Annotated in this window: 15 protein-coding genes, 1 tRNA gene and 2 pseudogenes; 10 read left to right on the top strand and 8 right to left on the bottom strand. The window is 63.9% G+C overall.

Annotated features, from left to right (window positions below):
- The first annotated feature begins 3 nt into the window (after nucleotides 1-3).
- Both HZI36_RS17400 and HZI36_RS17395 read left to right on the top strand, forming a co-directional pair.
- Nucleotides 4-1,113 carry a class II histone deacetylase gene (locus HZI36_RS17400; RefSeq protein ID WP_179403899.1) on the top strand — a complete coding sequence of 370 codons (1,110 nt, stop codon included), beginning with the start codon at nucleotides 4-6 and terminating at the stop codon, nucleotides 1,111-1,113.
- Between the two features lie 113 nt (nucleotides 1,114-1,226).
- A complete protein-coding gene (locus HZI36_RS17395) occupies nucleotides 1,227-1,442 on the top strand; it encodes a hypothetical protein (RefSeq protein ID WP_179403898.1) in 216 nt (71 codons plus the stop codon).
- 87 nt (nucleotides 1,443-1,529) lie between these two features.
- Here the strand turns inward: HZI36_RS17395 and HZI36_RS17390 are convergent.
- The 6 genes and pseudogenes from HZI36_RS17390 to HZI36_RS17365 all read right to left on the bottom strand — a co-directional run.
- Nucleotides 1,530-1,661: pseudogene (locus tag HZI36_RS17390) on the bottom strand (transposase); the annotation flags it as partial.
- Nucleotides 1,662-1,766: 105 nt separating this feature from the next.
- Nucleotides 1,767-2,105, bottom strand: a pseudogene (locus tag HZI36_RS17385) (MFS transporter); the annotation flags it as partial.
- Between the two features lie 96 nt (nucleotides 2,106-2,201).
- Nucleotides 2,202-2,906 (bottom strand): sterol desaturase family protein, encoded by a 705-nt coding sequence (locus HZI36_RS17380; RefSeq protein ID WP_179403897.1) that lies wholly within the window; start codon nucleotides 2,904-2,906, stop codon nucleotides 2,202-2,204.
- A 71-nt stretch (nucleotides 2,907-2,977) separates the two neighbouring features.
- A complete protein-coding gene (locus HZI36_RS17375) occupies nucleotides 2,978-4,336 on the bottom strand; it encodes an MFS transporter (protein ID WP_179403896.1) in 1,359 nt (452 codons plus the stop codon).
- A gap of 97 nt (nucleotides 4,337-4,433) precedes the next feature.
- Nucleotides 4,434-6,182, bottom strand: a complete 1,749-nt coding sequence (locus HZI36_RS17370; protein WP_179403895.1) for a GMC family oxidoreductase — start codon at nucleotides 6,180-6,182, stop codon at nucleotides 4,434-4,436.
- A gap of 188 nt (nucleotides 6,183-6,370) precedes the next feature.
- Nucleotides 6,371-7,102 (bottom strand): iron-containing redox enzyme family protein, encoded by a 732-nt coding sequence (locus HZI36_RS17365; RefSeq protein ID WP_179403894.1) that lies wholly within the window; start codon nucleotides 7,100-7,102, stop codon nucleotides 6,371-6,373.
- A gap of 318 nt (nucleotides 7,103-7,420) precedes the next feature.
- On the opposite strand from HZI36_RS17365, the gene HZI36_RS17360 reads away from it, so the two are divergent.
- The 6 genes from HZI36_RS17360 to HZI36_RS17335 all read left to right on the top strand — a co-directional run bounded on the left by HZI36_RS17360 (nucleotide 7,421) and on the right by HZI36_RS17335 (nucleotide 11,532).
- The gene (locus HZI36_RS17360) at nucleotides 7,421-7,729 is read left to right on the top strand and encodes a 2Fe-2S iron-sulfur cluster-binding protein (RefSeq protein ID WP_179403893.1); all 309 of its coding nucleotides are present in this window, start codon (nucleotides 7,421-7,423) and stop codon (nucleotides 7,727-7,729) included.
- A 24-nt stretch (nucleotides 7,730-7,753) separates the two neighbouring features.
- Nucleotides 7,754-8,068, top strand: coding sequence for a ferredoxin (locus HZI36_RS17355; protein WP_179403892.1), 315 nt, complete (start codon nucleotides 7,754-7,756; stop codon nucleotides 8,066-8,068).
- Between the two features lie 5 nt (nucleotides 8,069-8,073).
- The gene (locus tag HZI36_RS17350) at nucleotides 8,074-8,352 is read left to right on the top strand and encodes a 2Fe-2S iron-sulfur cluster-binding protein (protein ID WP_179403891.1); all 279 of its coding nucleotides are present in this window, start codon (nucleotides 8,074-8,076) and stop codon (nucleotides 8,350-8,352) included.
- Between the two features lie 86 nt (nucleotides 8,353-8,438).
- Nucleotides 8,439-9,194, top strand: a complete 756-nt coding sequence (locus HZI36_RS17345) for a ferredoxin--NADP reductase (RefSeq protein WP_179403890.1) — start codon at nucleotides 8,439-8,441, stop codon at nucleotides 9,192-9,194.
- Between the two features lies 1 nt (nucleotide 9,195).
- Nucleotides 9,196-10,053, top strand: a complete 858-nt coding sequence (locus HZI36_RS17340; protein ID WP_179403889.1) for an alpha/beta fold hydrolase — start codon at nucleotides 9,196-9,198, stop codon at nucleotides 10,051-10,053.
- Between the two features lie 33 nt (nucleotides 10,054-10,086).
- Complete coding sequence (locus HZI36_RS17335) at nucleotides 10,087-11,532, top strand: aldehyde dehydrogenase family protein (protein ID WP_179403888.1); 1,446 nt, start codon at nucleotides 10,087-10,089, stop codon at nucleotides 11,530-11,532.
- A gap of 42 nt (nucleotides 11,533-11,574) precedes the next feature.
- Here the strand turns inward: HZI36_RS17335 and HZI36_RS17330 are convergent, their stop codons facing one another.
- On the bottom strand, nucleotides 11,575-12,522 hold the full coding sequence (locus tag HZI36_RS17330) for a LysR substrate-binding domain-containing protein (protein ID WP_179403887.1): 948 nt from the start codon (nucleotides 12,520-12,522) through the stop codon (nucleotides 11,575-11,577).
- A 1-nt stretch (nucleotide 12,523) separates the two neighbouring features.
- Between HZI36_RS17330 and HZI36_RS17325 the strand changes: the two genes are divergently transcribed.
- Nucleotides 12,524-13,027, top strand: coding sequence for a LysR substrate-binding domain-containing protein (locus tag HZI36_RS17325; protein ID WP_179403886.1), 504 nt, complete (start codon nucleotides 12,524-12,526; stop codon nucleotides 13,025-13,027).
- A gap of 175 nt (nucleotides 13,028-13,202) precedes the next feature.
- Here HZI36_RS17325 and HZI36_RS17320 read toward each other — a convergent pair.
- Nucleotides 13,203-13,289 (bottom strand) — tRNA-Leu (locus tag HZI36_RS17320).
- Between the two features lie 246 nt (nucleotides 13,290-13,535).
- On the opposite strand from HZI36_RS17320, the gene hpnD reads away from it, so the two are divergent.
- Entirely contained in the window at nucleotides 13,536-14,393 is an 858-nt protein-coding gene (gene hpnD / locus HZI36_RS17315; RefSeq protein WP_179403885.1) for a presqualene diphosphate synthase HpnD, read from the top strand.
- Nucleotides 14,394-14,460: the final 67 nt, after the last annotated feature.

Below are 14,460 nucleotides of genomic sequence, written 5' to 3'. Positions count from 1 at the left end.
TCCATGAATCGCACTGCCTTCTTCACCGACGAACGCACGTTCTGGCATACCGGCGGCACGCACGCGCTGCTGTTTCCGGTCGGCGGCTGGGTGCAGCCGCCGTCGAGCGCCGGCTATGCGGAATCGCCCGACTCGAAACGCCGCTTCCTGTCGCTCGTGCAGGCGTCCGGCCTCGCCGCGCAACTCGACCTGCGCAGCGCACCAGCCGCGACGACCGACGATCTGCTGCGCATCCATCCGGCCAGCTACCTCGACGCGTTCCGCGCGCTCAGCGACGCGAACGGCGGCGACCTCGGCGATCTCGCGCCGTTCGGCAAAGGGAGTTACGAAATCGCCGCGCTGTCGGCGGGCCTCGCGATTGGGGCGGTCGACGCTGTGCTCGACTCGCGCGCGCGGCACGCGTACGCGCTGTCGCGCCCGCCTGGCCACCACTGCCTGCGCGATCGTCCGATGGGCTTCTGCCTGCTCGCGAACATCCCGATCGCGATCGAGGCCGCGCGCGCGAAGCACGGCGTCGGGCGCGTCGCGGTGATCGACTGGGACGTGCATCACGGCAACGGCACGCAGTCGATCTACTACGACGATCCGAACACGCTGACGATCTCGCTGCACCAGGACCGCTGCTTCCCGCCCGGCTACAGCGGCGACGCCGATCGCGGCGCGGGCGCGGGCGTCGGCGCGAACCTGAACGTGCCGCTGCTCGCGGGCAGCGGCGACGACGCGTACCGCTACGCGTTCGAGCGCATCGTGCTGCCGGCGCTCGAACGCTTCCGGCCGGAGCTGATCGTCGTCGCGAGCGGGCTCGACGCGAGCGCGGTCGATCCGCTCGCGCGGATGCAGCTCCACAGCGACAGCTACCGCTTCATGACACGCGCGGTGATCGAGGCCGCACAGCGCCACTGTGCGGGGCGCGTCGCGATCGTGCACGAAGGCGGCTATTCGGAGGCGTACGTGCCGTTCTGCGGGCTCGCGATCGTCGAAGAGCTGGCCGGCGTGCGGACCGAGGTCGCCGATCCGCTGCTCGAGCTCGCGATCGAGCAACAGCCCGGCGAGCGGTTCCTCGCGTTCCAGCGCGGGCTGATCGACGAGTTGGCGGCATCGTTCGGCTTCTAGCCGGGGGCGGCGGGACGGGTCAGGGAGCAAGGCCCGTCGCGCCCCTTGCGCTAACGGTCGGAATGCTGTTTGCTGTGTTTACAGGCGCTTTTGCAAACGACCGCACTTCTCCGATGAAATCGTCCCCTTCGGCCAAGACGCACCACCGTCCGTCCAATCTGGCGCTCAACGTCATCGCGATCGTCGCCGGCCTCGTCACGTTCGCGATCGGCGTCGGCTGGCTGATCTATAGCTGGATCGTCGACCGCGAAGCGCAGTATTTCGCGATTCCGCTCGTGTTCTCGGTGCCGGTGATCGTCGCGATCGCGATCCGGAGTCTGTGGGATTAGCGTGGGTGCGGGGATGGGTGGCCGGCAGACGGGCTCCCGCCGGCCGGCATTCGTCTGATGTTATCCGCAATATGCAAATGCCGCGCCAAAGTCCGGCGACACCTCGATACCGTACATCTCCAGCAGGAAACCCTGAATCTCCCGTGCGCTCATGCCACGCGCGTGCATCGCGATGATCTTGTCGTCGAACCCGGTGTAGCGCCATTCGCCCTTGGCGATCGGCATCCGTCCGATCATGAACATGGCTCATGAATATCATGTCGGCCAGAAGCTTGTCCCACGTGGGTTGCGCCCGTATTCTGATCAAAAGCCAATGGCACGTAGCGGGAAGACCGTCAATGTCGCGGTCGAAAAACCGACGCCGACGACGGCGATGACCATCGCGCCCTTGCGGCCGTGACGGTCCGAATACGAGCCGAAGATCGCGGAACCCAGCGGGCGCATCAGCAACGTGACCGCGAAAGACGCATAGACCGCCGCGAGCGACAGCATCGCGTGCTCCGTCGGAAAAAACAGGCGCCCGAGGACCGGCGCCATGTACAGCAAGATGAGCAGGTCGAACAGATCGAGTGACCAGCTGAAACACGATGCCGCCACGGCGCCCATCACCTGCCGCTGGCTCACGGCCGACAAGGCGCCACATTCTGCCGCGACCACGGACATGCTATCTCCCGGTTGATGACCGGAACCGCTTGGGCCACGGTTCTCCGGCCTATTCGCCGATCGCCGCGTCGTCCGCAAGCGCACAGCAGCGCGCGACTACCGCGTGGCGCCAGCTTCAGCCCCTTTCTCGGTCGTCGCCGGCTCTTTGCGCGTGCCAAACAGCGTGTCGCAGATCGGGAACGTCAGATTGAAGTTGCTTGTCGCCATCATTTCCGGGTCATGGTGAAGGACGTGCAGGCGCCGGACCGAGTTGACAAACGGAACGGCATCGAGGAAGCGGCTCTCCGTGATATGAGAGAGCGTATGAAGCCCCTCATACATCAGGTAATACGCCGCCATCGTCAGAAGCGCGATATATCCGGCGTTCCTCGTGAACAGCATGCCGATGACCACGGCGAACGGAACGGCCGCAAGCACGAATGCGACGGGTGCGAACGGCGGAAACAACAACGCGCGCCACTCCTTCTGCCCTTTGTATTCAAGCGTCACGTGCGTGAAAAAGCGGTGATGAACGGCGCAATGACGCTTGTACACCATTGAAAAGAGCTTGGTCGGCCGGTGAAGAAGATATCGATGCGCCGCCCACTCCGCCCAGTTTCCGAACAGGAACAACGGAATTACGGCGGCCCATTCCGTGAGCGCCGGCGATCGAAGCTGCATCGCGCAGTACGCGATGACAGCGCATGTAAACACCAACGTGAACCCCAGGTGCATCTCGCCTCGATACCACCACGGCGTCTCGTCCAGATACTCCTTGCGATACTCATAGGAACGCGAACGTATTTCGTTTGTGGACTTCATGGTGCCTCCTTGCGGCAAATCACAAAAAAATGCTTGAAATGACTCGATGCACTTCAATCGAAAGATTGAATTCAGGTTTCGGTCGGAGCGGACATGCCGGGATTTCCGCGCGTCTCCGGCACCAGCAACGCGCCGGCCAGGAAGAGAACGCTGATCACCCCGAGGAAAATGGCCAGTGTCGACGGCAACTGGCTCGCATTCCCGGCGACGAGCGAGACGAAGGTCGGCATCATCCCGCCGATCGCAAAACCGATGTTCCACGAAAGGCCCGTTCCCGTCGCACGAATCTCCGTGGGGAAACGCTCGTTGAGGAAGATCAGAATCGGTGCGTAGCCAGCAGCGCCGAGCATGCTCAACGCAACGGCATAGACACCGATCATCGTGATGCTCTGCGCGGACGGAAGCAGCAGGAACAGGCCCGGGAGCGCGAAGAGGCGAATGAAGCCGACCAACACGAACGTGGCCTTGCGACCGATGAGCGTGCTCAGATGGCCCGCCGCGACCGACACGATCACCACCGCCACGCTGGAGAGCGTCAGGATCACGCCAGTCGCGCCGTTGGGCGCGTGGCTCACGACCTTGAGGAAAGTCGGCAGATAGCCGGACGTGAGGTAATAGCCGCTGCCGCCGCCGATGGTCAGCAGCAGATTGACGAAGAGCACGCCGCGGTACTCGCGCGAAAACAGCGTCCTGATCGGCGAGCGCACCGGCGTCCGCACGCTTCTGGCCTTCGCGGCGCGCGCTTCGGCAAGCTTCTTCCAGAGCGGGGATTCCTCGAGACTGTTGAAGACGAACAGACCCAGAATGGAACTCACGATGCCCGTGAAGAAGAAGCAGCGCCAGCCCCATACGTCAAATTGGTGGCCGGGAAAGATGGCCGAAATCGCGATATACGCGAGCGACGCGAGCAGCGCGCCGATGCCCGCCCCGCCGCCGCCGATCAGGCCCGACGCCGCGCCGCGATACTTCGGCGCAACCGACTCCGTGCCGATCGTATGCGTCGATGCGACCACGCCGCCGACGAACACGCCCTGCACGAGCCGCAGAACCAGGAACAGCACCGGAGCCACGAAGCCCGCCTGCGCGACGGTCGGCAAAAGCCCGAAGGCCGCGGTCGAAAAACCGACACCGACGACGGCGATGATCATCGCGCCCTTGCGGCCGTGACGGTCCGAATACGAGCCGAAGATCGCGGAACCCAGCGGGCGCATCAGCAACGTGACCGCGAAAGACGCATAGACCGCCGCGAGCGACAGCATCGCGTGCTCCGTCGGAAAAAACAGGCGCCCGAGGACCGGCGCCACATACAGCAGAACGAACAGGTCGTACAGGTCGAGTGACCAGCCGAAACACGATGCCGCCACGGCACCCATCACCTGCCGCTGGCTCACGGCCGGCAAGGCACCACTTTCTCGCGCTACTACGGACATTGCTATCTCCTGATGGGTTACCGGAGGCGTTTGGCGCGCCTTCCGGATATCCGGCACGTTCGTATCGACGTGCTCTTTTTCGGGGTTGACGGAACCTTCAGTGCGCGGCAGCGAGCGGGGTCGCGTCGGTCGGGCCGGATGCGCCCGTGACGCCGCCCGCGCGCCGCTGCCCGACCATCACATCGGCGATTTTCTCGGCGATCATGATGGTCGGAATGTTCGTGTTTGCCGTCGGAAGCCGCGGCATCAGCGATGCGTCCACCACCCGCAGGCCCCGCGTGCCGTGCACGCGCCCTTCGGTGTCGGTGACCGCATCGCGATCGCGCACGTCGCCCATGCGACAGGTGCCGCTCGCATGCCAGACGCCGAATACGTTCGCGCGAATGAAGTCGGCGAGCGCGCGGTCGTCGGCAAGCAGTTCGGACATCCTGAGACCGCGCGTGAAGAAGCGTTCGATCAACAGGCGCCGCAGCGGCGCGGGCGTATCGAGCAACGCGCCGAGCATCGAAGTGAGGAACGCGTTCGTCTTGCTCACCCGGCTCAGCGCCTTCACGCGAGGCGAGAAGGCCGCCGGGAAGAAATCGCGCGGATCGTCGCCGATGCCCGACTCCGCCACCACGCGCGCAAGCATGTGCACGCCGACGACGAGCCTTTGCAGGTCGCGATCGTCGTCGAGCAGGTTCAGGTCGACCCGTGGCGCAGCTGCCGCATCGGGCGTCACGAGTTGCACGCGACCACGCGAATACGGGCGGTTGCACCACAGGAAGAACAGCCCCAGCCGGTTGCCGAGCGCATGCCATGCGGCGCGCGTCGCACTCGACAGATAGAGATCCGAAACATCGCAACCTTCGACGCCGGAGCTGAAGCGCGCGGCCACCATGCTCGCGCGGCGGCGCGAAAGCGGCACGCGAAAGCGCGGCTCGAGAAAATGACAGAAGGTCAGCGACGGATGATCCTGAAGATTGCGTCCAACACCACGCAAATCCACGTTGCACTCAATACCCAGACTGCCGAGCTCCCGCGCGTCGCCGATACCCGCGCGCATCAGCAACGCAGGCGACTGCAGCGCGCCCGCGCTGATCACGACTTCGCCCGCCTCGAAGCGCACGCGCTCGCCGCTGGGCGCGACGGCCTCGACGCCTCGCGCGAACGTGCCATCCATCACGATCCGATCGACGCGCAGGTTCGAATAAACGCTGAGATTCGGGCGTTGGCGCGTCGCTTCATCGAGATAGGCGATCGCGGTCGATACCCGCTTGTCGTCGATATTGGAGAACGCGCTCGGAAACATGCCGTCGCCGAACTCCGCGTTCTGATCCGCGAGCGTGGCGAAGCCGTTGGCGTGCATCCCTTCGGCGAACGCACGGCAGGACGGCGGCCAGTCCTTCGGCATGATTCGGCGGATCGGCAGCGGCCCGTCTCTGCCGTGCAGCGCGCCGCCGGGAAAATTCACGTCGCGCTCGAGCATGCGGAAGTACGGCAGCACGTCGTCCCACGCCCAGCCCGGCGCGCCGTTCGCGGCCCACTCGTCATAATCGCGCGGCAGGCCGCGATTGGCCGCTTGCACGTTGATGCTCGACCCGCCGCCCATCACCCGGCCCTGCTCGTAGACCCGCGGCGCCCGGTCCCGGGTCGCCGTTGCCGTCAGTTCCGGCCAGATATAGGTGTCGCCGCAGAAGACCGGCATCGGATAGCTGTCCAGGATGGCCGCGGGCACCGCGCCCACCGGCGTGTCCGCTCCCGCCTCGATCAGCGCGACGCGCAGCGACGGCACCGCCGACAGGCGATGCGCGAGCACGCAGCCCGCCGAGCCGCCGCCCACAATCACGTAATCGAAGCGTTCCATGTCGTCTCCTCTTTTATTCGCTTCGATCGTCGCGCCGACATTCACGAAGCGTTCTTGAAACTCGGCCGCTCCCTCGCCCGCCTGAACGTCGTCAGCCGGACGGAGCAGCCTTTTTGAACCGACCGCTAACGATCAGGTTGCGTGGGGCACTTCAGGGTCGAGGTATCCGAACGGCCTGTTCAGGCGCGTTACGCCGCAATGGCGAGTGCGTCGAGCGGGACATCCTTCTCGACGAACTCGCTGTACAGGCTCCCCGTGTAGAGCAACCGCATCTGCGCACCGATTTCGCAGGCGCGCAGGCAGCGCGTCTGAAGCTCATAGGTGTTGGCCTGGCTCAAAACGATCTGGTAGCCGCGCTCGCCATGGATTTCGTCGGATACGATGTGGAGGTCGAAGAACTCGACCTCTTCGTCGGTAAACCCGTACTGATCGCGCAGCGTAGGCGCTTGCTTGCGATAGATCGAAGGCACCTGCGACTCGAGTCCGATGACAATCCCCGCGACGGCGACAATCGGGTCCTCGCGCATGGCCATCGAGTAGCACCAGCTCTGCAGGCCACGCGTCGCCGGCAACACGGATGCGCCGCCGACGACACGTTCGCGGGACGATCCGCACGCTTCAGCGAAGCGAATCAGAAGATCGGTGTGACGTACACCGCCGATTTCTTCCTCGTACATGTTTGCAAGCAGGAAGTCCTTCATTTCGGTATACCCTTCCGGCGCCCGCGAATAGAGATATCCGAGGTAGTCGGCAAAGGGTCCCACGTAGTGGTAATGGTTCTCCGCCCAGTGCGCCAGGTGCGCGCGGCTCAGCTTCCCCTGCGCCCACGCCAGGCTGAACGGCGATTGATTCGCACTCCTTCCGCGTACCCGCTCTTCGAGCGCCGCCCGAAAGTCTTCCTGGTTCAACATTGCAGTCATGCCCGACTCCTATCAGAGTAGTGAAACGGCGTCGACTTCCGTCGCGCCGACCGCCGTCGTTTGGCGAATGAACTCATCATAGGCGTGCCAGCCCGCCATCGGCGCGTCATCTGTATTTCTGATGACTCCCCCCGATATTGATGATGGCGTTGACACAGCCGGTCGCGCTACACGACATTAGGGTCAACCAGCAACGCCCAGCAACGCCCAGCAACGCATCACGCAGCGCCGTCCCGAGATCGGTCTGCCTGACGCAACGACACCACCACGGCAACGACACCGCCACGGCATCGACACCACCACGGCAACGACACCACTATGCCCAAGATCACTTTCCACAAAGGCGGACAAATCGCTGAAGGCGAAGTACGCGTCAATACCAATCTCGTGGTGCGTGCCGGCATCAAGCAGTTTCCCTTTCCTCACCTCGACTACGGGTGCGGGATGGGCAAGTGCACCAAATGCATGTGCAAGGTGTTGAACGGCGCAGAGCACCTTGCCGAGCCCAATTGGAAGGAGAAGCAGTTGCTGGGCGACCGCCTGGACGACGGTTATCGGCTCGTCTGCCAGCTCTGGATCACGCAGGACATCGAACTGAGCCAGGACATCCTCCCGTGCGCTTCCTGAGTCAACAAAGCGGAGGAAACCACGATGTACATCCTGCTAGCCAGTAAGGTTGGGCAATACCGGACGGAGCTGAGTGAAGGCCTGGTCGCGGCGGAAATCTATCACTATCTCTTCAACGGCTCGGTGTGCATCCAGTTCGTGATTGCACAGCTGGCCGAGCCGATGAAGATCCGGGTAGTCGACGAAGGACCGCCGGAAACCGTCAACCACGTTCCATCGAAGTTCTTCCCTCGCTTCGAAGATCTGGCGCAGGCCCGTCAAGCGCTCACTGAACTCACGGTCTTTAGCCAGTTGGACACACATCTGGTCAAGGTATCCCCCTCGTCGCTAAACGGGTGACAGACATGATCAGCATTACTTTCATCACCAACCAGAACAAGGTTGTCGAAGCACCGGAAAATACCAATCTGCTGCGCGCTTCCCTTCGCTGGCAAGGCGGCATTCCGTTCAAATGCGGCGGCGGACTGTGCGGCACCTGCAAATGCCGTATCGAGACGGGCATGGAGCACGCCGACACCGTCAAACAGAAAGAACACCAGCATCTGAGCGCCGAGGAGCTTGCGAGCGGATATCGGCTTGCATGCCAGACGTTCGTCAGCGGCGATGTCGGCGTTTCCTGGTGAGGCGTACGGACCACGCAGACACCCCCACCTTCATCAACCCGCGCGCCGCCGCTTGCGGTGTCGCAATACGTTTACCGGAGCGAGCCATGTCCGCCCCAACCAGCTACCAGACCCGACTGATCGCACGCACGACCATCGCCGAGGACACCGTGGCCTTCGAGCTGGAACGCCCCGACGATTTCACGTTCGAGGCGGGCCAGTACGTCAGCCTGCAGCTTCCCGACTTCGCATCGACCGACGAGGACGACGGCGAGCGGATGCTGTCCATCGCCAGTACGCCGCACGAATCGCGCATCGTCTTCGCCATGCGCATGCGGGATACGCCGTTCAAACGTCAACTCGGAGCGTGCGATATCGGCGCAACCCTTCTCGTCAGCCCCGCGATGGGGGATTTCGTGCTGCCGGACGACGCCACGACACCCATTGTCATGATCGCGGGCGGCATAGGCATCACGCCGTTCTACAGCATGCTGAATACGTTGCGCCATCGCGCGGATCGGGGCGTCGCCGTCCCGCCGGTCACGCTGGTCTATGGCAACCGGACGCCGACTGCCGCGGCCTGGCGCGAACCGCTCGAACAGTTGATCCAGACGCTTCCGAATTTCCAGCTGGTACACGTCTATGGAGACAGTGACGAACGTACCGGCGCAACGTCCGACGTCAATCCGCGTATACGTGGCGGGTTCATCACGGCGGACGTCATCAAGGAGATTCCCGGTTGGCGCGAGAGCCATTATTTCGTCGTGGGTCCTGTCGCCATGGTGGCAAGCATGCAGGACTGTCTCGACGACTGCGGCGTTCCGCCCGAACACGTCACGATTGAATTCTTTCCGGGGTACTGACATGTCTGACTATGGAAATCCGATCGTTGAGCCGGACACGGTAACGAACGTCACGCTCGCCAACGACGCAGGTCAAATATGCGTCCACCGTAGCGGCGACGCCGCAGCCCCGGCGATCGTGATGGCCCACTCGATTCTCTCGAGCAGCGCGATGTGGGCAGTACAGGCCGAGTGGCTCGTCGCGCGCGGCTGGCAGGTCCTGCGTCTCGACGCACGCGGCCACGGCGCATCGCTCGCGCGGCGCCCGCCCAACACGATGAGCGACCTCGTGTCCGACACCGTGGCGGTGCTCGACGCACTCGGACTGGAAAAGGTTCACTACATCGGTCTCTCGCTTGGTGGCATGAGCGGCTTCGGCCTCGCGCTTCACCATGCTGAACGGCTGCACAGCCTGTGCCTGTGTGACGCGCGCGCGGATGCTCCGCCGGACGTTGCCGCGCCGTGGAACGACCGCATAGAAATCGTGGAGCACGAAGGGTGCGAGGCGCTTGCGGACTCCACGCTAGAACGCTGGTTCGGCCGCGAATTTCTCGAGCGATCCCCCGTCGTTGCCGCGTCGTTGCGCGAGATCGCCGCGTCGACGTCGACGGCGGGCTTCATCGGTTGTGCGCGCGCCATTCAAGGTCTCGACTACCTGCACGACGTGGATCGAATCGAGATCGAGACGACCTTGATCGTTGGGGAAAACGACGGGGTTCTTCCGGCGGAAATGGCAAAGCTCGCTTCACGCATGCCACGCGCGACACTTGAAGTCATCGCCGGCGCGCGGCACCTGCCCAACATCGACCAGCCCGGCGCGTTCAATCGGGCGTTGCTGGGCCACTTCGAGCGCATTCATGCAAAAGACAATGTCCGATGAGCAGCATTTCCGATCACACGATGCGGGGAACACATGATTGAAGCCTACAACTGGATCAACGGTGAGCAAACGGGCATCCCCGACACGCCGAGCTTCGACCCTTCCAATGGCGAGCAAATAGGTCGATTCGCTGCGGGTGGCCTCATCGAAGCAGCCGCGGCCGTCGCTGCCGCGCGGTGCGCTTTCGACCGCACGACCTGGCCTCACGACGCCCGACATCGACAACGGATCCTGCTCGACTGGGCCGATGCGCTCGAGCGGGACATCGAAGACCTCGCGCAACTGCTTACGCGGGAGAACGGGAAGCCGCTTCAACAGGCGCGCGGGGAAATGGCGGGAGCCATTTCGGAGATCCGCTACTACGCCGGGCTCACCCGCCACATTCCCGGGCATGTACTCGAGCCGGAACCCGGGGTTTTTTCGACGATCCTGCGAGAACCGGCCGGCACGGTCGGCATCATCGTCCCCTGGAACGCGCCGGCGGTTCTATTGGTCCGATCGGCCGCGCCCGCGCTCGCGGCGGGCTGTACCGTCGTCATCAAGCCCGCGGCACAGACGGCGCTGTTCCTCTGCAGGTTGCTCGACTCGCTCACGCGACTCGCCATTGCGCCGGGCGTCGTCAACGTGGTCGCGGAGTCGGATCACGAGGTCGCGGAATACCTGGTAAGGTCCCCGGACATCGACGTACTCAGCTTCACCGGATCGACCGCCACGGGCAAGAAGATCATGGCGGCGGCCGCGGAAAGCGTCAAGAAACTGTCGCTTGAACTCGGTGGAAAATCCTGCTGTGTCGTCTTCGAGGATGCGGACGTTCAGTCGATCGCCCCGCGTCTCGCTCAAGCGGCCACGATTATTTCCGGTCAACAGTGCACCGCGGCCCGCCGCGTACTCGTCCATGCGTCACTGGCGCCGCAAATGCGCGAGTCGCTACGAGCCGCGCTTGGCGCGATGCGGCTGGGCAACGGGTTGGCGCCCGACACTCAAATCGGCCCCCTCATCGACCGTTCAGCACGCGATGCCGTCGCCCGGATGGTGGAAGAAGCATGCGAACAAGCCGATTCGGTGCTGCTCAGGGGCGGCATTCCCGACGGCAACCTTCGCCACGGTTCCTTCCTGAGTCCCACACTCGTCGAACATGACGACCCGAACGCCTTCTTCTGTCAGGAAGAAATCTTCGGTCCTTTCGTTACGCTCGAAACCTTCGAGACGGAAGCGGAGGCGGTAGCGAAAGCGAACAACGCGATCTTTGGCCTGTCGGCAAGCGTCTGGACGCACGACGGCGCCCGTTCGATGCGCGTTGCCCGTGCGTTGCGTAACGGCACGGTATGGGTCAACGACCATAACAAGCTGTTCGCCGAGGCGGAGACGGGCGGCTACCGTCAAAGCGGACTGGGACGGCTCCACGGCTATGAGGCGCTGGCCGACTTCACGGAGCTCAAGCACATCTGCGTGACGGCCGGCGTAACATTGCCCGGCTAATCCGCGAAGGAGCGACTGACGAGGACGGCCTGGCCGTCCTCGTCAGTCGCCAGGATTCGACGCCTCGGGCTCACGCGCCAACGATCCGCCGGGTATACCGGAGCCGCCCCGGATTTCCGACACGATCGTGTCGATCAGCGCTTGCACCGCAGCCCCAAGAGGCTGCTCGGCACGACAAATACGCACGACCCGCCGTGTTATCGGCGGCGACCCGATCGAACACATATTGAGCGCCCCGCTTCTCACCGCTCGCTGAACCACGACGCTCGGCAGCACCGCCGCAAATCGGGTGGTCGTGACGAGCTCCACGATGGCGTTGAGCGCGTCGATCTCGAACTTCGGCGTGAGTACGACACCCGCTTGCCGGGCCGCGTCGTCAAGCATGTTGCGAAGCCCGTGCCTGCGCGTCGGCAGCACAAGTTCGTAATCCTGAAGACGAGAAAGATCGACGCTGGCCGGCAGCGGCGAATTCTGACGCTGTCCCGTCACCAGAACCATCTCTTCGTCGAGGAGCGGCTCCGTGCTCAGTCGCAGCTTGCTCCGGGGGCTATTGATGATTGCCGCGTCCAACTGACCGCCGGATACCCAGTCGATCAGCGTCGCGCTGTAGCCCACCGAGATGGTGACTTGCACGTGGGGATAGCGTTCATGAAAGCGCGCCATGGCGCTAGCCAGCACGCTTTCCGCCATCGACGCGATCACACCGAGCGTGACGTGCCCGGTCACGTCGCTCTCACGATGCAATAGCTGCTCGCGAGCATCGGCGATGTCTCGCAGAATGGGAACGAAGAGCTGATACGTCCGACCGCCCGCCGCCGTCGGCGACATGCCGTGCGGTCCGCGTTCGAAAAGCGATTGGCCCAGCTCCTTTTCGAGCCGGCCAATCTGCATGCTCAGCGCGGACTGGACGATGTTCAGACGTTTCGCCGCGCGGGTAACCGACCCGTCCTCAAAGAGCGCAACGAAATATTCGATCTGACGAAGATCCACTGTGCTTCTCGCTCTTATATTCAAACAGCAATTGTATGATCAGACGCCACCCGCTGACCTGGCAATCCAACTCGGCCAGTTGAGAGAATCCGGACTCACCTTTCGCCGCCTCGCGACCATCACGCGCGGCGTATATGGCAGCCCGGAATATCTGGAGCGGCGGGGACTCCCGCGCACCGTTGACGATTTGCACAATCACCGCTGCATCACCACGGATCAGCAACGCCAGGACGGTGTATGGGCGTTCCGGAATCACGAAAAGCAGCGCTTTGTCGAAGTTCAGAGCAAGATTGTGGTCAACAACATTGGTATCGCACGCGAACTGGCGGTCGGTGGCGCTGGCCTCGGCACGCCGCCGAATATCATGTGCACCAGTGATGTAAAGTCCGACCGGCTTGTTCGCGTCCTGACTGACTGGGAAAGTCCGTCGGTGACAGCCAGCGCCCTGATACTCAACAGAAAAGGCATTCCACGCAAGACCCGCGTGTTCCTCGATTTCATGTAGGAGAAGTTCGCGGACACCTGAGAACCGACAGCGAACCTGCGCGGCTCAACACCGGTGAACCAAACCGACCTGATCTTTGGATACAGCCCGCCGCCATCGAACGAATGAAAAAACCCGCGAAGCCTTGCGCTATCGCGGGTTTCAGGAATTCTCCGGAACATTCCGGAAAGGGAGCTGGTGCGTGAGGCCGGACTCGAACCGGCACACCCTTGCGGGCGTCAGGACCTAAACCTGGTGCGTCTACCAATTTCGCCACTCACGCGCGTCGTGACTCGCCTGCCCGGTGCCGCGCATGCGCGCCGCCGTCTCGACGATGCGCCGCGATCCGGCACGCCGACCCGGCCCGAACGAGCGCGAGATTTTACCCGATCCACGCATCGTTGTCTCCATCGGCGGCGGCCCGCGAACGCCGGTGCTAAAATCCCGCGCTTGATTCCTGCGGTGCGCGCGAGCGCAGCCCCCGCGCGTCCCCCGATACCGCCCCCGACTCCCCGACTCCATTTCGCACGTGAATTTCGACGACTACTGTCAGCAGAAAGCCGCGCCGCCCGGCTCCAGCGTCTATTACGCGTTGCGTCAGGCGCCGTTCGCCGTTCAGCCTCGCCTCACGGCCCTCTACGCGCTGCGGCGCGAACTCGAGGAGACCGTCAAGGAGACGAGCGACCCCACCGTCGGCCATACCAAGCTCGCGTGGTGGCACAAGGAACTCGCGGCGCTCGCGGCCGGGCAGCCGTCGCATCCGGTCACCAAGGCGCTCGCCGCGCATCATCCGTCGATCGCCGCGGAAGGCGACGCACTGCGCATGCTCGTCGGCGGCTACGGGATGGATCTCGAGCAGGCGCGCTATCTCGACTTCGCGAATCTGCGGCGCTACATCGCGCAGGTCGGCAGCGGCTTCGCGTCGCTCGTCGCGCGCGCGAGCGCGGCGCGCCCTGCCGGGTCGAAGCCCGATTCGCAGCCCGACCCGCAGCCATGGGCGGACACGGTCGGCTACGCGCTGATGCTCGCGCAGTTCGTGCAGGAGCTCGGCAACGACGCGCGGCACGGCCGCATCTATCTGCCGATCGACGAACTGCAGCGCTACGACGTGACCGCCGCCGACCTGATGAACCGCCGCTACAGCCCCGCGTTCACCGAGTTGCTGCAGTTCCAGACGAAACGCGCGCGCGACGCGCTGTCGGCCGCCGACGCTGCGATCCCCGCGCCTGAACGCCGGACGCAGCGCACGCTGCGCGCGCAGATCGCGCTCGCGCAGGCGCTGCTCGACGAGATCGAGCGCGACGGCTATCAGGTCCTGCATCAACGCATCGCGCTCACGCCGATCCGCAAGCTGTGGATCGCATGGCGCGCCGCGCGCCGGCGCTGAAGCCGGCACGCCGCCGCTTCGCTTCACGCATCACGCGCGTGTGACACGCGCGCGCAATCACCACCAC

Source organism: Burkholderia guangdongensis (assembly GCF_013403875.1).
GTDB lineage: Bacteria > Pseudomonadota > Gammaproteobacteria > Burkholderiales > Burkholderiaceae > Burkholderia > Burkholderia guangdongensis.
The sequence above is the reverse complement of the archived record's forward strand: the minus strand, read 5'-3'. Positions and strand labels throughout refer to the sequence as shown.